The following is a 17,544-nucleotide window of genomic DNA, read 5'->3' as shown; positions in this document are numbered from 1 at the left end:
ACGGGAAACCACACCCCGGCGGCGATCGATGCACTCGACCGAGACGCCGAGGCCGCCTTCCTCGAACACCGCCCGAAAGCACCCGCCCCGGCCCAGCTCTTCACAGCCCCGCGCCGGAATCCCGGCCAGGCACCGGCAGCGGTCACCGCCGGCACCGCCGACACACCGCCGCGGTCGACCGCCAGATCCACCGGCCGCTGCCGTTCACACCGTTCCACACCACACCGCACCACGAGAGTCCACACCGGCCTCGTCGCGTCCCGCGCGGCCCCCGGGACACTGCACCCTGCCGATGTCGATGCTGCTGCCAGACGGCCACGCAGCACGACCGCCACGGAAGACGCGGCGGCCGCGAAGGCGAGGCGGCCCCGCAATAGGAGCGGCATACGGCACCGAACCACCCCGGCACGGGAAGCCACACCCGCCACAAGCCGTACGCCCCGCACCGGCGCACTCCAGCAACCCCTACCGGCGCCCTCCCCAGACACCGACGAGCACACCCCCTCGGGCAGACGCACAAAAAAGGGGAGGGGCCGGCCCCGAACGGGCCGGCCCCTCCCCATCACCCCACGCCGCCCCCGGCGCCTACAGCGACGGCAGCGTCTGCACCGGGTCCACACCCGGCAGCGACGGCAGCTTCGGCAGACCCTTCAGATCCGGCGCCGGCAGATCACCACCCAGCACGATCGCCACCACCACGTTCACCGTGCCCGTCAACGCCGCCTGCAGCGCAGCCGCCGTCGCCTTCGCATCCCCCGCAGCGGACGCCTTCACCAAAGCGTCCACCTTGGCCTGCAGGTCCGCCGCCGCCTTCGCAACGAGCTCAGGCCCCGGCGCCTGCGCACGGCCACCCGGCACACCCGCCGTGCCGGCCGCACCCTTCGCGCCCGCCGCCAGAGAGTCCAGCGCCTTCTTCACCTCGGCCGCATGCTCGGCGGCCTCGTCCTTGGGCAACTTGCCGTCCGGCGCCTTCAACACCCCCGCAACCAGATCAGTCACCGGCTGCACCACCGCACCCGCCCCCGCCAGCGCCGCGTTCTGCTTCGCCAGCGCCTCAGCACCCGGCACCGGAGCAACAGACACACCGGACCCACTACCAGCCGGCACATCCCTAACCGACGAAAACGCCGCACCGGCCGGACCAGCCACACCCAACGCGAGCGCCCCACACAGGGCAGACGAAACAAACAGACCGGCTTTCCGGGAAACACGCATGAATCAATCCTTTTCCACGGTTGACGAACACTGCTCCCCACAACCCTCCAAAAACCACACACACCACGCAATCCCAACAACACAAACAGACGCACCCAAGCAGCCCAACACCACCCACACACCAGCAACACCAGCACAGGCCGCCGGACGCCAGGACACACCCACGGAAGCCCCCCCCCGGCACGCCGAACAGCACCACCACCCCGGAGAACACGCCCAACAACAACCAGCCGAATCAGCCGATCACGGCTCGATCAACCCCGACCGGATCGCGTACCGCGTCAACTCCAGGCGGTCGTGCAGGCCCAGCTTGTTCAAAAGGTTGGCCCGGTGGCGGTGCACCGTCTTGATGCTGATGAAGAGGAGTTCGGCGATCGCCTTCGAGGAGTGGCCCTCCGCCACCAATTTGAGGACCTCCTCCTCCCGCGGGGTCAGAAGTTCGGCGGAGGCCTCCTCACCCTGCCGCACCCGCTCCAGATAATTGCGGATCAAAGCCGTCACCGCCCCCGGATACAGGAACGGCTCATCACGCACCGCCGCCCGACACGCCGCCACCAGATCCCGGTCGGCGACCGACTTCAGGACGTAGCCGCACGCCCCCGACTTCAGCGCCTGGAACAGGTACTGCTCGTTGTCGTGCATCGTCAGCATCAGGATCCGCAAACCCGGGTGCCGCGCCGCCAGTTCACGGGCCGCCTGCAGACCGGTCAGGCGGGGCATGGTGATGTCCAGAACCGCGAGGTCTACGCCGTGCGTCCGCGCCATCTCGATGGCCTCCGCACCGTCACCCGCCTCCGCGACCACCTCGAGGTCCGGTTCCCGGTCGAGGATCAGGCGCACCCCGCGGCGTACCAGCGCATGGTCGTCGGCCAGCAGAATACGGATCGGTCCGGCGGGCCCGGGCGGGGTGGTACGGGACGGGTCGTGCATGGTCACAGCTGCTTCCTGGCCACAGGGGCCGTCAGCCGGACACGGGTGCCCGTACCCGGCGTGGACGTGATGTCGAGGTCGGCGCCGATCAGCAGAGCCCGCTCGCGCATGCCACGAACACCAGCACCCTCACACACCGTCTCCATGCCCCGGCCGTCGTCCGTGATGCTGAGTGTCACCGCGCCGCCACTGCTTTCCAGGGCCACCTCGAGACGCTCGGCGTCGGCGTGGCGGGCGGCGTTGGTCAGGCTCTCCTGCGCCACCCGGTACAACACCAGTTCCCCCTCGTCGTCCAGCGCCGGCAGACCGGCATCGAACCTGCGCACCACCCGCAGCCCGGTATGCGCCGCGAAATCGTTCACCAGCGAGGACAGCGCGCTGACCAGGCCGAGGTCGTCCAGGACTCCAGGGCGCAGCCGTCGCACCAGACGCCGTACCTCGTCCAGGCTCCCCCGGGTGATCTCCTGCGCCTGATGCAGTTCCTCGCGCAGCGCCCCGTCGGCCTCGTCCGCGGCCCGCCCGAGTACCAGCAGGACCGCCGTCATGCTCTGGCCGACCTCGTCATGCAGCTCCTGCGCGATCCGGCGCCGCTCCGCCTCCTGCGCCAGCAGAACACGCGCACTGCTCGCCGCCCGCTCGCTCTCCAATCGCTCGAGCATCGCGTTGAAACCACGGATCAGTTCGGGGACCTCGCCGCTGCCGGCCGCCGGCAGCCGCTGCCCCGGACGCAACAGGTCAACGGTCGCCATCAGAGCGGTCAGCCGGGCCAGCGGAGCCAGACCCAGCCGCAGCAGGGCACCGTTGGTGACCAGCATCACCCCCATGCCCACCACCAGAACGACGGCCTCCGTCAGCAGGATCGGCACCGAAACCGTCACCGGCGCCCACAGCAGCAGAGCCGTCGCCGCACCCAGCACCACCGCGTTCAGCCCGAAGATCCGCCAGAACAGCGACACCTCAAACCCCTCCCTCAACCACACACCCACCACCCCGTACCACTCCACTGTCCGTCATCGCGCGGCCGAGACGGAAACCGCGGTCCTGGCGGCCGGCGACCGAGCATCCCGACAGCCTCTCCCGACCCAGCCCTGTATGGCGATGGGGCCCAGCACCCATATTCCGGGGTGCGGTCTACCCACCCCTCCGTCGGGTGACCGGGCGCCCTCGTCGGGAGGCGGATGGATCCCGTGTTCCGGGGAAATGGGGCTCGCGCCCGATGGGTTCCATCCGGCGGCCGGGCCAGGGTGGACGGTGAACGGGCCCCGACGGTCCGGCACTCGGCATATCCACGTATCCCCGGCCCCGAAGGGACCCCGCACCGTGTCACTCGACTCATCCCGCACCGAACCCCGCCCCGAGCGGCCCGCCGCGAACGAAACCCGCCGGCGGCTCGAACACGCCCGCACCACCAGCCTCACCCAGCTCCAGGCCCTCGCCGCGGACGGTCACACCGACGAGCAGTTGATGTCCACGCAGAAGACCGCGATCGAGCAGACGCTGCAGGACATCGACGCCGCCCTCGCCCGCATCAAGGACGGCACCTACGGCACCTGCCAGAGCTGCCACACCCCCGTCCCCGAAGAACGGCTCGAGATCCTTCCCTACACCCGGTACTGCGTCACCTGTCGGCGTCGCACCACCACTTGATCCCCCGCGCATCGTCTCCCCGACCGCCCCTGTTTGTGCCGACCTGTCCCTCCCGCCCTGCCCCAAGGGGTGAAGTGGTGAATCACCAGACCATCATCAGCGACCACACCGCGCAGTTGTCGCTCCAGGACCTCGTAGCCCTGCGGGACGACCTCCACGAGCAGCGGCGCTTCCGTGAGGACCAACTACGCCTGCTCGCCGAGGCGGCCGCCTCCCGGCCCCGTCGGTCCCTCCCGCAGCACTCCCCTGCCCACTCGCAGGTCGACCAGGCGCTCGCGGCCTGCGCCCGCATGGTCCTCACCGACGTGGAGGCGGCCCTCGACCGCATCTCCGAGGGCCGTTATGGGCGTTGCCACCACTGCCGTCGAACCATCGACCGCGACCGGCTCATGATCGTGCCGCAGGCCCGCTACTGCGCCCGCTGCCCGCACACACCGGAGACCGGACCATGACCCTGCTCCGTCACCGGCCCTGGCCCGGGGCGCTGCGCCTGCAGCATCCCCGCATCGCTCTCGACATGGGCAGTGCACGCACCCGCGCCTGGATCGCCGGTCGGGGGCTGATCCTCGACGTGCCGACCGTGACGTTCCCCGGCGCCGGGGCCGTCCGTCCCATCCAGCGCGGCACCATCATCGATGTGCCCGGCACCGCGCGGATGCTCCAGCGGCTCCTCGCGCACCGGCTGCCCCGCCTGGCCCGGCCGCTGATCGTGGTGGCCGCACCGGTCCTCGACGGTCTCGCCTACCGCTCCCAGGCCCGCGCCGCCGTCCAGGCCCTGCGTCCGCGCAGCGTGCTGACCATTCCCAGCGCCCGCGCCATCGCCCACGCCGCAGGTGCCGACCTGTCCCGGCCGCTGATCGTCATCGACATCGGCGCCCACCTCACCGAGGTCACCCTCCTCGTCGACGGCGCCGTCCACGACGCGCGCCGTACCGCGCTGGGCACCGACGACACCCGCGACCAGACGGCCGGTCCCACGCGGATCGGCGAGGCGCTCGCCGACATGACCGCCTCGATGCTCCGCCAGGACCGCACCAGTCTGACCGCCGACGCCCTGGCCCTAGGTCCGCTGCTGGCCGGCGGCGGTGCCCTCCACCCCGACATCACCCACCGTCTCGCCGACCGGCTGCACGTGCCGCTGCGTCCCGTCCCCGCACCCCACACCGCTGCCGTCCGCGGCGCCGCTCTACTCCTCAAAGCCGTACACACCCATCCCACCACCGCGCACACCCACCCGTCGGACCCGCCGCGTTAGTCCGCGCCGTCGCTCCGGCTCACCACCCGCCGCCAGAAAGGAGGCACCCCCATGACCGGTGAGAATCACCCGGCCCAGCCACCACCCACCGGCCCCCGCCCCGCACACCGTCCCCGGACCCGCCGCCTCCCGCGGCAGTGGAGACGGTCGCCTCTCCGTCGGCCCAGCGACCGTCTGCACGCGTGGATCACCCTCACCCTCGCGCTCGCCGTGCTGGTCACCGCACCAGCCGCGATGTTCGCCGCCGGAAGCAGCGCCCAACGCCATTACCAGAGCACCGCCCAGTACGAGGCGCTCACCCGCACCCAGCGCCCCGCGACCCTCACCCATGACGCACCGCGTCACCCCGAGCCGGGGTCGGACGAGGCGAAGGAGGCCCGCTACCCGGTTCCCGTCCGCTACACCGACGCGCGCGGCAACACACGCACCGGAAAGGCCGAGGTCGCGCCGTCGCTGCCCGCCGGCCGCACAGTCCTCATCTGGACCGACGCCGAGGGCGCAGTCACCCGGCCTCCGCTGAGCACGGACGAGGTCCGCAACCACACCATGGGCTGGGCGCTCCTCGCCTTCTTCGCCGTCCCTCTCACCGGCCTCGCGGCCCACGCCGTGGCCGGTCGCCTCATCCACCGCCACAACCTCGCGCAATGGGACACCGCCTGGGCCCGCACCGCACCCCACTGGACCACCCACCCGTGACCCGCATAACCGCATAGCCGCATGACCGCAATCCACGACGACGCCCGGGCGCCGAAGTCACCCGGGCGTCAGCACCCGAACAGCAGGCGACAGTGCGTGTCACGTACCCAACGGCACATCCCTGCCTGCCAGTTGGGCGCGGATGCCGTCCTTCGTGACGGCGACGTCACGCAGCCGCAGGTCGCCCGGCAGGTCCTCGGGGAGCTGTGCCGAGAACTCCATCTTCTGCGCGACCTTCGGCTCCTGCAGCTTCCGCAGGCCTTCGATCAGCGACGGATCGATACCCGCGGGCTTCAGCAGCTCAGGGTGGTCGGCCAGCGCGTCCAGAGCGCCGCCCTTCACGAGCCTGTCCGGCCGGAGCGGCTGGCCCGTGGCCTGTTCGGTCTCGCGCTGGTCCATTTTGCTGATCACGGGAGCCGTCAGCTGGAGGCCTCCGCCCTCGCCCGGCGTGTAGGTGAGCAGTCCCGGCACCACGATCCGAGTGTCCTCCACCGACAGGGCCAGGCCGTGGTCCCCGGTCCGCTCCAGGTGCGCACGGCCCTGGATGGCGGCCTGCTTGCCGCCCACCGGGAGACCGCCCTTGGCCTGCACGGTGTTCGGCTGCTTGCCGGGGGCCAACTTCACCTGGGAGGCGCCGATTTCACGGTTGAGGTCGTCGAAGTCGAGGAGTACGTCGCCGCGCACCTTGCTCAGCACCGCGCCCTTCACGGAGGCCGGGACGCTTCCGACGATCCGGATGTCGTCCACGGAGCCCTTCACCTGCGCGACCGAGACGGGGCCCGCGGGCACGTGGGGCACATTGACCTCCACATGGTCGATGTTGCCCATGAGGACCTGCCCCAGGAAGGGGAAACTGTCGATGTGCACCTCGGGTTCGGCGTGCAGCTTAAGCGCTTCCTGGACCTTCTTCGCCGCCATGTTCTCCGCGTACAGCACGGCCCACCGGTCGCCCAGCGCGAGGAAGCCGAGCACCACGACGAGGGCGACGATCAGCTTCGCCGTCGTGCGCGCGGGAGAGCGGAGCACCTTGCGCGCCTCGCGTCGACGCGCCTTGCGGGCCTTGCGGTCCAAGGGGGGCCCTGAGGAGCCGGTGGCGGTCTCGCCGTCCGCGGACGTCGCGCCCGTTCCCCAGCCCTGAGTCTGGGTGCGCCCGGTCGACGGGGCGCCAGGTGTCTCGTCGTACCGGTCCTTGTCGCCGGAAGCGGTGCGGGTGCCCGGGATGTGGGCCGTGGAGTCTTCGGGAGGGCCGTTCTCAATCACCGCCACATACGAACACACGACCCCGCCCGCACCCAAGTCCCCGCTCCTCCACCGGCGCCCGCCGCGCAGACCTGCGGGAACACGTAGGTTTACGTACATCAACTTCCCTCGATGGGCTGGCCGTTGGCCACACCGGTCACGGCAGCCACCACCACGTGCACGTCGGCCCGGAGGCCTGTGCCTCACTCGTGAAGATTGCGTATCGACCCCGCGCCCAGTGGGAAGGCTCGCAGTTCACGATGCTTACCTGCCGAGGTACGGCCCACCAGCCGGCAGCAGACCGATCGCCAGAACGGGGAGCAACATCATGGCCAATCTCCACCTGAAGACGCTCAAGTGCATCGAGACCGAGGACTGGGTCGGCGACGACGACCCCCAGCTCGCCGTGAACGGCGAGAACGTCCCGCTGCCCAGGATGAGCGGTGGCCAGAAGTACCCGGTCGACACGTACCACGCCTTCGACGGCGAGGTCACCGTCGCGCTTCACGAAGCCGATCGCCTGCCCGGTAACCGTAGTGACTCCCTGGGCTCGCACACGCTGTCCGAGGAAGGCAGTGGCATCCTGAACTTCACCAAGGACGGCGCCAACTACCAGCTGTCGTACACCCTCACCCAGCGCTGACGCCTTCGGCCCGCTTCACGCCCGGGTCTCCCCGGGCGGTCGTCGTCTCAGCCCGCGTCCGTCAGTTCCAGCGCGAGGCGCGCGGCCACCGAGTCCGCGAGGGCCTGTGCGGCGTCCTCCCCGAGCCGTGCCGCGTGTGCGTGGGCGTGTACCAGGTGGCGTACGGCGTCGAGTTGGGCCGCGGTTCGGCAGCGGAGTTCGGGTGGGGGCTGGGGTGGGCGGCGGAACAGGTGGTACACGAGTGGCTTGCGGCGGGCGGCCTTGCAGGTGGTGCCGCGGGCGGCCTCGTCCAGTGCCAGCCACAGCACCGGCGTGACGGGCGCGGTGACGTCGACGTGGCCGCATTCGATCGGTTCCGAGTCCTCGACGCTCCGCGCGAACAGGCGGGTCACCCGGCCCTCGTCCAGGTTCGCCAGTCTGTCCAGCAGCAGGACCTCGTCCGGCGCCACCTCGGCGACCACGTCCCGCACCACGTCACGCACCCTCGCGCTCACGACGGCCCTCCGCGTCCGACCACCGGACCATCGTGCCCGGTGTCCGCGGGGTTCGTCAGGATCAGTTCACGCCGGTCCCGAACGGGCCCCGGTCTCCAGCGCGTTCACTGGATCGCGAGCGTCGCGGCATGCACGGCCAGGGGCCGGTGCAGCAGGTCGGTGCTGTCCGCCCATTGGTCCACGCCTCCCACCAGGGGCCGTTCGCGAAGGGCCGGGTGTGTGAGGGTGCGGGCCAGGGCCTGGGCGAAGTGTTCGGCGTGCAGCACCAGGAAGGGGCGGGAGTGGTACGGGCGTCGGGTCGGGTCCAGTGGAGGGGTGAGTCCGGTGGCGTTGTGCAGCGTGGCCACGGCCTCGTAGGCGTCGCACAAGTGGCATTCCCTGGTGGGGTGGTCCGGCGCCGTGAGCGCGCCGCGCAGCGACGGGGTCAGCGCCCGCGCCGCCGGCAGCCGGCCGAAGGCGCTGCCGAGCCACTTGCCGTACGGGGCGTAGCGTCGGTCCAGGAGCAGGCACAGGCGCATGAGGTCGCGCACGAGGCGGCCTGCGACCAGGGCTGATCCGAGGTCGTCGGCGCTCTCCGCGCAGCGTCCCACGAACGCCTCTTCCTGGGAGATGCGCTGCCACTGGCAGGCCAGCAGGTACCGCCACACCTGGTCCGGATACCAGGTCAGGGTGCGTCGCAGGGCGGTGAGGGTCCCGTGGTCGTCGTGGAAGACGGTGCCGGCAGTGGTCTCGAGGAGTCGCTGCTGGGGCATCGCCAGCCATTCGGTCACGCTCGGCTGCGCGTCGGCCGGGCGCAGTCCGAGGCGCTCGGCCGCCCAGTCGTCCACCGTGTGCACGTCGACGCGGTGGTTGACCGGGCCGTCGGTGGCCCGCATGCGGCCGACCGGGTCCAGCGGGTTCGCGCTCTCCTCGAAGTGCGTGGGCCAGCCCCGTACGTGCTTGGGCAGTCGCTCCCTGAGGACGCGGTGGATGTGCGCGCCGTGCTCGGCCCGGTCCGCGGGTGTCAGGAAGAGTTCGAGCCGCGGGCCCCATTCGTGGTCCGCGGAGCGTGGTGTGTCGAAGCCCAGGACCTCGGATCCGCCGCCGATGCGGGCGGCCGCGTGGCGCAGCCCGGGGAACGTCTCCCGCAGGATCGGGCGCACCGCCTCCTCGTACAGGGCCCTGGAGAGTTCGATGCCGGGGATGAACCGGGCGTCCGAGTGCGTCATGGCATCACTGTGCTGCACGCGGTATCGGGTGCGCGCGGGGTTTATCGCAGTGCGGAGCCCGAGCCCGCGCCTGCGTCCCGGTCACCCAGGGTGTCGGCCGTCCAGCGCGAGATCTCTTCGAGGGCGGCGGCGACATCGTCGTGCACGCCAAGGCTCAGCCGGTCCGCTCCTGCCGCGCGCAGCACGGCCTGTTCGGCGGCGTCCGCGACGACGGCCAGCGCGCTGCCGTCCGCCGCCATGGCCAGGCCCGCCTCGACGAACCGCCGTGCCCCGTCGGCGTCGCAGTGTTCGGCGTCGTGGAAGTCCACCACCAGGCCGGACTGGCCGGTGGCGTCCAGGCGCCCCATCAGCGCGCCCAATTCCGCCGCGGCGTCGGCGTCGAACCGGCCCACGACCTGTACGACCAGGACACCTCCGTCTTCCCAGCGCACAGGGAACCGCACCCGAGCCTGCCCCATAACCGTCCCTTCAGCCGTCGAGGCGCCCTTTTCGCCTCGCAGCGCCTCGGCGGCGCACCTACCCCCTCCCCGTCACTCCACGCATGCCGAAGTCCGGCCCTGCGCCGCTCCCCCGGCACACGGGCCCCATGATGCCCGCGCCGACGTGCTTTCGCGCGCCCCCGTGGCCGCCTTCTCGCAGTTCAGGCCGTCCGCGATACGGCACGGACGGCCTGACGTACGCCGCGGCAGGTGTGTCTGACGGCCTCAGGCCTCGGGCGCATCGCCGAAGTCCGGGATCTCCAGGCGCTGCCCGCCCTGGCGTGCCGAGTCGTGGGCGACGATGCCCGGCAGTGTGTAGCGTGCGGCCACCCACGCGTTCACCGAGGGCAGGGTGCGGGTGTTGACCGCGGTGACGAAGTCGTCCACCAGGAAGTGGTGGCTGCCCTCGTGGCCGTTGGGCAGACGGTCGTAGACGCGGGGCAGCCGGGAGCGGTCGTGGACGGGGGCCGAGCCCGAGGTGAACGCGGCGCGCAGGGCGGGTGCGATCTTCGCCAGTGAGGGGTCGTCGGGGCTGAGCGAGGGCTTCGGTTCGAGGAGTTCGGTGATGTCCTGCACACCCTTCTTGTCCTGCCAGAAGCTGGCCGTGGCGACCTGTTCCATGCTGGCGTCGGTGCCGAAGAACCGGAAGCGTGACTCCCTGATGTGCGAGGGGTAGCCGACCCTCCGGAACTCGTTCGTACGGAACGATCCGCCGCCTGCGACCTCGAAGAGCGCGGTGGCGTTCGAGATGTCGTTGCCGAACTGGCTGACCTCGGTGTCGAAGACACCGTCGCCGCGCTCGTCCTTCACACCGATCGCCGAGACACTGACGGCGTGGGTCCGCCAGGCACCGAGCACGCCGCCGACCGCGTGCGTGGGGTAGAGCAGCGGTGGATAGCTCGCCGTCTCCTTCCAGCGTTCGCCGCCGCTGTACTGGTACGCCTCGTAGAAGCCGAGGTCCATGTCGTGGACGTAGTCGCCCTCCGCGTAGAAGAGCCGCCCGAAGGCGCCGTCGGCGATCTGGTTGCGGGCGTGCACGGTGGCCGGGTTGTATTCGCTGGTCTCGCCCATCATGTAGGTGAGGCCGGTGCGGCGGACGGTGTCGATGATCGCGGCGATCTCGTCGCGTGTGACGGCCATCGGGACGGCCGAGTAGACGTGCTTTCCGGCTTCCAGGCCTTGCAGGACGAGTGGGCCGTGGGTCCAGCGCTGCGTGAAGACGGCGACGGCGTCGATGTCGGGGGACTCCAGCATCGCCTCGTACGAGGGGAAGGTGCCGGCGAGGCCCTCCTTCGCCGCCAGTTGTTCGGCTCGCTCCGGCAGCAGGTCGGTGACGTGGACGGCGTCGACGCCGGGGTGGGCGAGGAACAGCTTGGCGAAGCCGCCGGCGAACTGTCCGGCGCCGACGATGCCGAGGGTGAACGTCATGTGCGCATGCCTTTCGGTACGTGCTGCGGGGGTCACTGGTCGAGCAGGAGGTTGATCTGGTCGTTGGTCTCGTCGAGGCGGCTCGCGGGCGCCCCGTTGCCGAAGACGTCCTGCATGGCGGGGTGCATCAGGGCGTACACGTCGGCGGCGTAGTTGGTGAGCGGGAAGGAGAAGGTGCGGTACTGCCTTCGGTCGTCGACCGGGGTGGTGAAGGACGAGGTGTCGATGCCCTTCTTCTTGTAGGCGGCGACGGCCGCGTCGGTCCCCGACGGTGTCGCGGGGAAGACGATCCCGTACCGGCCGACCGTTTTCTGGCAGGCGTCGGAGGCCAGGTAGGAGACCCATTTCTTGGCGCCGGGCTTGTTGCGGGCGCCCTTGGTGACGGAGTCGGCGAGGCCGTTCATCATGGTGGCTCGCTTGCCGGTGGGTCCTGTGGGGTTGCGGACGGTGCCGGAGTCGATGCCCTTGAACCCGGCGTACGTGGAGAGCATCCAGGCGCCGTCGAAGGCGGTGGCGGCGCGGCCTGCGGCGAACTGGGCGTTGGACTGGTTGAGTCCGGCGTTCCAGGCGGTGAAGGGTGCCATGTATCCCTTCCTCGCGAGGCCGAAGTACCAGTCGACGACGGACTGGAAGGTCTTGTCTCCGTATTGGTACTTCTCGCCCCAGCGCTTCTTGTCCGTGTAGGACCATCCCGCCGAGCCGGTGAAGGGGCTCCACTGGGTCTGGCCGTCGCCGTCCCCTCCGCCGTTGGTGGCGAGGCCGTAGGTCTTGACGTGGTGTTTGTCGAAGCCGGGTTCGTCGCCGCGTTTGCCGTTGCGGTCGACGGTGAGGTGGGCGATGGCCTCCTCGAAGGTGCCGCCGTCCTTGGGGTTCCAGTTCAGCGCGTCGAGGTCCTTCGGCGTCAGGTCGGCGTCGTCGAGCATCTTCTTGTTGTAGAAGAGCGCGACGGTGTCCCAGTCCTTCGGCGCGCCGTAGCGGTGGCCGTCCTGGGCGACCCAGTTCGCGGCGAGGCCCGGCTGGTAGTCGGTGTCCTCGATGCCGAGGTCGTCGAGGGGCTCCAACACCTCCAGGTCGGCGAACTGGCCGAACTTCTGGATGTGGTTGGTGAAGACGTCCGGCTCGGTGCCGGAGATGAAACTGGCGGTGAGCTTGGTCCAGTAGTCCTCCCAGCCGATCTGGGTGAACCGCACGTCCAGGCCCTGGTGCTGTCTCTCGAAGTCTTTGGCGCAGGCCTCGTAGGCGGGCAGCTGGTTGGCGTCCCACAGCCAGTAGGTGACGGTGCTCGACGAGCGGGCTCCCGGGTCGCTTCCCGCGCATCCGGTCAGCGACAGTGCCAGCGCTCCGGTCAGCGCGACGAGCGTACGAAATCGCATCCGGTGCCTCCTACTTGAGTCCGGTGAAGCTGATGGAGCTGACGATCCGGCGCGCGAACACCCCGAAGAGCAGCAGCATCGGGAGGGCGGCGATGAGGGTCGCCGCCATGAGCCCGGACCAGTCGAAGCCGGACTGCGGGGTCTGCGCGCGGAACATCGCGAGGGCGACGGTGAGGACGCGGGAGCTGTCGCTGTACGACACCATCAGCGGCCAGAAGTAGTCGTTCCAGGAGGTGATGTACGTGAGGACGGCGAGGGTGATGACAGGGGTGGACGCCATCGGCAGCAGCACCCGGAAGAAGATCCGGATGCGGCCCGCGCCGTCCAGGAGCGCCGCCTCCTCGACCTCGCGCGGGATGTTCATGAAGAACTGGCGGAGGAAGAAGACCGCGAACGGGGTCATGAACATCGTGGGCAGCGCGATCCCGAGGAGGGAGTCGATGAGTCCGAGTTCCTTCACGAGGACGAAGTTGGGCAGCAGCGTGAAGATGGTCGGCACCATGAGTCCGCCGAGGAACAGCGCGAACACGGTGTCGCGGCCACGCCAGTTGAGGCGGGCGAACGCGTAGGCGGCCATGGCGGAGAACAGGATCTGGCAGACGGTGATCAGCGTCGAGACGCCGATCGAGTTGAGCAGATAGCGCCAGAAGTCGAGGCCGCCGCCCGCGCCGCCCTGGGCGACGGCCTCCTTCGTCGACTGCAGGCCGAGCGCGCGCTCGAAGCCGCCGCCCGTCGGGTCGACGGGGAGCACGGAGGTCGGGTCGGCGGCGACGCCCGGGTTGGAGGAGAGCGCGGTGCGCAGCACCCAGTAGAAGGGCAGCAGGGTGATGAGCACGATCGCACCCATCGCGGTCCAGGCGGCGGCGCGGCCGAAGGAGGGGCGGCGCCGGGCGGGCCGCCGTACGGCGTGGGCGGGTGCGGTGGTGGTGGCCATGTCGGTGCTCCTCTCCTCAGCCGAGGTCGGTGTGTCCGGCGCGGGTGATCCGGTACTGGACGATGGTGATCGCGCTGAGTACGACCAGGAGGGCCACGGACATCGCGGAGGCGTAGCCGAACTGGAAGCGGCCGAACGCCGAGCCGTAGATGTAGAACTGCAGGACGTTGGTGGCGTTGGCGGGCCCGCCTGCCGTGGTCACGGCGACGGTGTCGAAGACCTGGAAGGAGCCGATCACGGTCATGATGAGGACGACCGCGAGGACCGGCCGCAGCAGCGGCATGGTGATGCGGGTGAACATCCGCCATTCGCTCGCGCCGTCGACGCGGGCCGCTTCGTACATGTCGTGGGGTATCGCCTGGAGCCCCGCGAAGAGGAGCAGCGCGGTGTAGCCGACGTGCCGCCACACGTTGATGAGGGCGATGGTGGGTATCGCCCAGGTCTCGTCGGCGAGGAACGGGATGCGGTCGAGGCCGACGGCGGCGATGATCTCGTTGCCGATGCCGAGCTGGGTGTCGAGCATCCAGAGCCAGACGATGCCGGCGACGACGTTGGACATCAGATACGGCGTGAGGACGATGCCGCGCAGGAGCGAGGACTGGGTGAGCCGGTGGAGCAGGACGGCGATGGCGAGCGCCGACACCGTCTGTACGCCGATGTTCACGACGACGTACTCGATGGTGACCTTCAGCGAGTCCCAGAAGATGGGGTCGTCCAGCATGCGCTGGTAGTTGGCGAGGCCGACCCACTCCGGTGGGGTGAGGAGGTTGAAGCGGGTGAAGCTCAGCCAGATGCCGCGCAGGGTGGGCCACAGCAGGAAGACGGCGAAGCCGAGCATGGCCGGGGCGATGAAGAGTGCGGCGATCGCACCGTCCCCGAGGGGGCGTTTCTTCTTCTCCCGTGGTGTGCCGTCGGCGAGCGGGAGGTGTCTCGGCGGGCTGCTGGAGGCGACGGTCATCGGGGGACTCCCTCGTCCGGGTTTCGGCCTCGTCCTCGGCATGGTTACTTTCGCGGCAGAACTTTTGAACCGTCAAGACGCGTGCAACGACTACCTGAAAGCGATTGCCGCCGCCTAGAGTGGCAGCATTCCTTTCGCAACAGAAGGAATGGGGAGAGGAGTTGGCGATGGACGCGGAGACCGACACCTGGGAGCCGCTCAGTGCGGGCGAGCGTGCCGTGGCGTTGGAGGTGCTCACGCGGGGGCCGCTGTCGCGCAGCGAACTCGCGCGGCGCCTCGACCTGTCGGCGGGCAGTCTCACCCGGCTGACCAAGCCGCTGATCGAGACGGGGCTGCTGGTCGAGGCGCCGGAGGGACCGGCGCGCGCGGAGTCCCGGCAGGGCCGGCCGTCCCGGCCGCTGGACATCGTCGCCGAGTCCCGCGCCTTCGCCGGATTCAAGATCACCGAGGACACGGTGTACGGAGTCGTCACCACGCTCAAGAGCGACATCGTGGCCTGTCGCGACATCCCGCTCGCGAGCCGGGAGCCGGGCGATGTCGTTGCGGCCATCGGCGAGTTGACCGATGCGTTCGCCGACGCGTTCCCCTCGCTGTGCGGCATCGGGATCGGGCTCGGCGGCCGGGCGCAGGACCGTGCGGTCGTCGACGAGTCGGCGTTCCTCGGCTGGCGGGACGTGCCGCTCGCGCGGCTCGTGCGGGAGCGCACCGGGCTGCCCGCGGTCGTCGACAACGATGTGAGCGCCCTCGTCGAGGCCGAGCGCTGGTTCGGGGCGGGCCGTGGCCTGGACCGGTTCGCCGTGCTCACGATCTGTGCGGGGCTCGGGTACGGCCTGGTCAGCGGGGGCAGGCGGGTGGAGACCGCCGAGGACGGGCTCGGCGTGGGCCGCTTCTGGATCGTCGACCCGTCCGGTCCGCTGTCCGCCGACGGCCGGCGCGGCAGCGCCGTCGCGCTCCTCACGATCCCCAGCATCCGCTCCCAGGTGCGGGCCGCCACCGGCGAGGACGCGACGTACGAGGAGATCCTCGCGCGCGCCGTCGAGGGCGAGCCGCTTCCGGCGCGGGTCGTCGCGGAGGCGGCCCGCGCGCTCGGCACGCTGGTCGCGCAGATCGCCAACTTCGCGATGCCGCAGAAGATCCTGCTCGCCGGGGAGGGCGTGGGCCTCGTCGATGTGGCGGCCCCCGCGATCGAGGAGGCGATCCGGGCGAACCGTCACCCGCGGGCCGACCCGGTCAATCTGGAGACGAAGGTGTCCGACTTCCACGACTGGGCGCGCGGCGGGGCCGTGCTGGCGATTCAGGTCCTGGTGCTGGGGGCCGCAGAGTCCGGACCCGGCGGCCCCCAGCACCAGGAGACACGGGTACCGTCGCCCCGTTGAAGTCCGGCAAGATCCAAAAGGCGGTTACGCATGGCCGACGCGACACCCGGCGCCACAACACCCCCCGGCGTCACGGAAGTTGAGACCCACGGTGTCGAGCGGATCCCCGACGCGGACCGCACGGCAGGGCCCCTCGACCTGTTCCGGCTCGCCTTCGGCGGTGCCAACACCTTCGCCACGTGTGTGCTCGGCGCGTTCCCGATCCTGTTCGGCCTGTCTTTTTGGCAGGGGCTCGCCGCGACCGTTCTGGGTCTGGTGGCGGGTTCGCTGCTGCTGGCGCCGATGTCGGTGTTCGGTCCGGCCAACGGCACGAACAACGCGGTGTCCTCCTCGGCACACCTCGGTGTGCACGGCCGGGTGGTCGGTTCGTTCCTGTCGCTGCTCACGGCCATCGCGTTCTTCTCGATCTCCGTGTGGTCGTCGGGCGACGCGCTGATCGGCGCGGCGCACCGGCTGGTGGGGCTGCCCGAGTCCGATGTCTCGTACGCGGTCGCGTACGCGGTGTTCGCGGGGCTCGTCCTGACGGTGTGCGTGTACGGCTTCCGGTTCATGCTGTTCGTGAACAAGATCGCGGTGCTGGCCGCGTCGGCGCTGTTCGTGCTCGGTGTGTTCGCCTTCGCCGGGGACTTCGACCCCGGGTACACCGGCTCGTTCGCCTCGACGTCGACGCCGATGTTCTGGCCGTCGTTCATCGGCTCGGCGCTGATCGTGCTGTCCAACCCGGTGTCCTTCGGCGCGTTCCTCGGTGACTGGTCGCGGTACATTCCGGCGGCCACGCCGCGCGGGCGGGTCATGGGCGCGGCGTTCCTGTCGCAGATCGCGACGCTGCTGCCGTTCCTGTTCGGGCTCGGCACGGCATCCGTGATCGCCGCGAAGGCGGAGAAGTACCTCGATCCGGCGGCCCCGAACTACGTGGGCGGGCTGCTCGCCATCTCCCCCGGCTGGTACTTCCTCCCGCTGTGCCTGATCGCCCTGATCGGCGGCATGGCGACGGGCACGACCGCGCTGTACGGAACGGGCCTCGACTTCTCGTCGGTGTTCCCGCGCTTCAGCCGGGTGCGGGCGACGGTCTTCATCGGTTCGCTGTCGATCGCGTTCATCTTCGTCGGCCGGTTCGTCCTGAACCTCGCGCAGTCCATCTCCACGTTCGCCACGCTCATCATCACGTGCACGGCGCCGTGGATGGTCGTCATGGCCCTCGGATATGTGACCCGGCGCGGCTGGTACGACCCGGAGGCCCTCCAGGTCTTCAACCGGCGCCAGCGGGGCGGGCGTTACTGGTTCACGCACGGCTGGAACTGGCGGGGCCTCGCGGCGTGGCTGGTCTCGGCCTGCCTGGCGCTGCTGTTCACGAATCTGCCGGGGCAGTTCGTCGGCCCGCTCGGCGGCCTCGCGGGCGGCACGGACATCTCGCTGCCGGTCGGCCTCGCCCTCGCCGCCGTCGTCTACCTCGCCCTGCTGTTCGCCTTCCCGGAACCGCGCGCGGTGTACGGGCCGGCCGGGCCGCGTCTGGTGCGTGCCTCGGAGGCGGAGGTGCCGCCGATCACGGCGGACGCACCGGCGCCCGCGGCCTGACGGCCATGACGAGGGGCGCACTGACAGGATGGCCACGACGCGGTCGACACCTGATCCGCGACACCTGATCCGTGATACCCGATACCCGATCCCC

Annotated in this window: 18 protein-coding genes; 7 read left to right on the top strand and 11 right to left on the bottom strand. The window is 70.3% G+C overall.

Going from position 1 to position 17,544, the window contains the following annotated elements; genetic code table 11:
• Nucleotides 1-585: 585 nt before the first annotated feature.
• The 3 genes from ACFV9W_RS18445 to ACFV9W_RS18435 all read right to left on the bottom strand — a co-directional run bounded on the left by ACFV9W_RS18445 (nt 586) and on the right by ACFV9W_RS18435 (nt 3,101).
• Complete coding sequence (locus ACFV9W_RS18445) at nt 586-1,215, bottom strand: hypothetical protein (RefSeq protein ID WP_385761859.1); 630 nt, start codon at nt 1,213-1,215, stop codon at nt 586-588.
• A 243-nt stretch (nt 1,216-1,458) separates the two neighbouring features.
• Entirely contained in the window at nt 1,459-2,145 is a 687-nt protein-coding gene (locus ACFV9W_RS18440; protein WP_385761921.1) for a response regulator, read from the bottom strand.
• Between the two features lie 2 nt (nt 2,146-2,147).
• Nucleotides 2,148-3,101, bottom strand: coding sequence for a HAMP domain-containing sensor histidine kinase (locus tag ACFV9W_RS18435; RefSeq protein ID WP_385761856.1), 954 nt, complete (start codon nt 3,099-3,101; stop codon nt 2,148-2,150).
• Between the two features lie 364 nt (nt 3,102-3,465).
• On the opposite strand from ACFV9W_RS18435, the gene ACFV9W_RS18430 reads away from it, so the two are divergent.
• From ACFV9W_RS18430 to ACFV9W_RS18415, 4 genes are all read left to right on the top strand, one after another.
• A complete protein-coding gene (locus tag ACFV9W_RS18430) occupies nt 3,466-3,792 on the top strand; it encodes a TraR/DksA family transcriptional regulator (RefSeq protein WP_385761853.1) in 327 nt (108 codons plus the stop codon).
• A gap of 77 nt (nt 3,793-3,869) precedes the next feature.
• Nucleotides 3,870-4,244, top strand: coding sequence for a TraR/DksA family transcriptional regulator (locus ACFV9W_RS18425; RefSeq protein ID WP_385761851.1), 375 nt, complete (start codon nt 3,870-3,872; stop codon nt 4,242-4,244).
• Nucleotides 4,241-5,047 carry a rod shape-determining protein gene (locus ACFV9W_RS18420; protein WP_385761848.1) on the top strand — a complete coding sequence of 269 codons (807 nt, stop codon included), beginning with the start codon at nt 4,241-4,243 and terminating at the stop codon, nt 5,045-5,047. The genes ACFV9W_RS18425 and ACFV9W_RS18420 overlap by 4 nt, the downstream gene beginning before the upstream one ends.
• Before the next feature lie 51 nt (nt 5,048-5,098).
• The gene (locus tag ACFV9W_RS18415; protein WP_385761845.1) at nt 5,099-5,743 is read left to right on the top strand and encodes a hypothetical protein; all 645 of its coding nucleotides are present in this window, start codon (nt 5,099-5,101) and stop codon (nt 5,741-5,743) included.
• Nucleotides 5,744-5,842: 99 nt separating this feature from the next.
• Here ACFV9W_RS18415 and ACFV9W_RS18410 read toward each other — a convergent pair whose 3' ends face one another.
• Nucleotides 5,843-7,003: a DUF2993 domain-containing protein gene (locus tag ACFV9W_RS18410; RefSeq protein ID WP_385761842.1), complete on the bottom strand. Its 1,161-nt coding sequence runs from the start codon at nt 7,001-7,003 to the stop codon at nt 5,843-5,845.
• 307 nt (nt 7,004-7,310) lie between these two features.
• Between ACFV9W_RS18410 and ACFV9W_RS18405 the strand changes: the two genes are divergently transcribed.
• Nucleotides 7,311-7,625 carry a hypothetical protein gene (locus ACFV9W_RS18405; RefSeq protein WP_385761840.1) on the top strand — a complete coding sequence of 105 codons (315 nt, stop codon included), beginning with the start codon at nt 7,311-7,313 and terminating at the stop codon, nt 7,623-7,625.
• 47 nt (nt 7,626-7,672) lie between these two features.
• On the opposite strand, the gene ACFV9W_RS18400 is transcribed toward ACFV9W_RS18405, so the two are convergent.
• The 7 genes from ACFV9W_RS18400 to ACFV9W_RS18370 form a co-directional block, all read right to left on the bottom strand.
• Nucleotides 7,673-8,119, bottom strand: a complete 447-nt coding sequence (locus ACFV9W_RS18400) for a hypothetical protein (RefSeq protein WP_385761837.1) — start codon at nt 8,117-8,119, stop codon at nt 7,673-7,675.
• 104 nt (nt 8,120-8,223) lie between these two features.
• Nucleotides 8,224-9,327 (bottom strand): DUF4037 domain-containing protein, encoded by a 1,104-nt coding sequence (locus tag ACFV9W_RS18395; RefSeq protein ID WP_385761834.1) that lies wholly within the window; start codon nt 9,325-9,327, stop codon nt 8,224-8,226.
• Nucleotides 9,328-9,368: 41 nt separating this feature from the next.
• Nucleotides 9,369-9,758 carry a hypothetical protein gene (locus ACFV9W_RS18390; RefSeq protein WP_385761831.1) on the bottom strand — a complete coding sequence of 130 codons (390 nt, stop codon included), beginning with the start codon at nt 9,756-9,758 and terminating at the stop codon, nt 9,369-9,371.
• 273 nt (nt 9,759-10,031) lie between these two features.
• Complete coding sequence (locus tag ACFV9W_RS18385; protein ID WP_385761828.1) at nt 10,032-11,234, bottom strand: Gfo/Idh/MocA family protein; 1,203 nt, start codon at nt 11,232-11,234, stop codon at nt 10,032-10,034.
• 32 nt (nt 11,235-11,266) lie between these two features.
• Nucleotides 11,267-12,607 (bottom strand): ABC transporter substrate-binding protein, encoded by a 1,341-nt coding sequence (locus ACFV9W_RS18380; protein WP_385761826.1) that lies wholly within the window; start codon nt 12,605-12,607, stop codon nt 11,267-11,269.
• Between the two features lie 10 nt (nt 12,608-12,617).
• Nucleotides 12,618-13,541 carry a carbohydrate ABC transporter permease gene (locus ACFV9W_RS18375; RefSeq protein WP_385761823.1) on the bottom strand — a complete coding sequence of 308 codons (924 nt, stop codon included), beginning with the start codon at nt 13,539-13,541 and terminating at the stop codon, nt 12,618-12,620.
• A 16-nt stretch (nt 13,542-13,557) separates the two neighbouring features.
• Entirely contained in the window at nt 13,558-14,499 is a 942-nt protein-coding gene (locus ACFV9W_RS18370) for a carbohydrate ABC transporter permease (RefSeq protein ID WP_385761820.1), read from the bottom strand.
• A gap of 167 nt (nt 14,500-14,666) precedes the next feature.
• Between ACFV9W_RS18370 and ACFV9W_RS18365 the strand changes: the two genes are divergently transcribed.
• Together ACFV9W_RS18365 and ACFV9W_RS18360 are read left to right on the top strand one after the other, a co-directional pair.
• Nucleotides 14,667-15,875 (top strand): ROK family protein, encoded by a 1,209-nt coding sequence (locus tag ACFV9W_RS18365; RefSeq protein ID WP_385761817.1) that lies wholly within the window; start codon nt 14,667-14,669, stop codon nt 15,873-15,875.
• 30 nt (nt 15,876-15,905) lie between these two features.
• Entirely contained in the window at nt 15,906-17,450 is a 1,545-nt protein-coding gene (locus ACFV9W_RS18360) for a purine-cytosine permease family protein (RefSeq protein WP_385761814.1), read from the top strand.
• Nucleotides 17,451-17,544 lie beyond the last annotated feature (94 nt).

Origin of the sequence: Streptomyces sp. NPDC059897 (genome assembly GCF_042730865.1) — a bacterium.
Taxonomy (GTDB): Bacteria; Actinomycetota; Actinomycetes; order Streptomycetales; family Streptomycetaceae; genus Streptomyces.
This window is presented reverse-complemented; position numbering and strand designations above follow the sequence as displayed.

What these genes read in the sequence shown, in the direction of transcription:
- ACFV9W_RS18440 (WP_385761921.1), bottom strand. Translation starts at nt 2,145, where the DNA reads ATGCACGACCCGTCCCGTACCACCCCGCCCGGGCCCGCCGGACCGATC.
- ACFV9W_RS18360 (WP_385761814.1), top strand. Translation starts at nt 15,906, where the DNA reads ATGGCCGACGCGACACCCGGCGCCACAACACCCCCCGGCGTCACGGAA.
- ACFV9W_RS18420 (WP_385761848.1), top strand. Translation starts at nt 4,241, where the DNA reads ATGACCCTGCTCCGTCACCGGCCCTGGCCCGGGGCGCTGCGCCTGCAG.
- ACFV9W_RS18445 (WP_385761859.1), bottom strand. Translation starts at nt 1,215, where the DNA reads ATGCGTGTTTCCCGGAAAGCCGGTCTGTTTGTTTCGTCTGCCCTGTGT.
- ACFV9W_RS18375 (WP_385761823.1), bottom strand. Translation starts at nt 13,541, where the DNA reads ATGGCCACCACCACCGCACCCGCCCACGCCGTACGGCGGCCCGCCCGG.
- ACFV9W_RS18395 (WP_385761834.1), bottom strand. Translation starts at nt 9,327, where the DNA reads ATGACGCACTCGGACGCCCGGTTCATCCCCGGCATCGAACTCTCCAGG.
- ACFV9W_RS18380 (WP_385761826.1), bottom strand. Translation starts at nt 12,607, where the DNA reads ATGCGATTTCGTACGCTCGTCGCGCTGACCGGAGCGCTGGCACTGTCG.
- ACFV9W_RS18415 (WP_385761845.1), top strand. Translation starts at nt 5,099, where the DNA reads ATGACCGGTGAGAATCACCCGGCCCAGCCACCACCCACCGGCCCCCGC.
- ACFV9W_RS18405 (WP_385761840.1), top strand. Translation starts at nt 7,311, where the DNA reads ATGGCCAATCTCCACCTGAAGACGCTCAAGTGCATCGAGACCGAGGAC.
- ACFV9W_RS18370 (WP_385761820.1), bottom strand. Translation starts at nt 14,499, where the DNA reads ATGACCGTCGCCTCCAGCAGCCCGCCGAGACACCTCCCGCTCGCCGAC.
- ACFV9W_RS18365 (WP_385761817.1), top strand. Translation starts at nt 14,667, where the DNA reads ATGGACGCGGAGACCGACACCTGGGAGCCGCTCAGTGCGGGCGAGCGT.
- ACFV9W_RS18385 (WP_385761828.1), bottom strand. Translation starts at nt 11,234, where the DNA reads ATGACGTTCACCCTCGGCATCGTCGGCGCCGGACAGTTCGCCGGCGGC.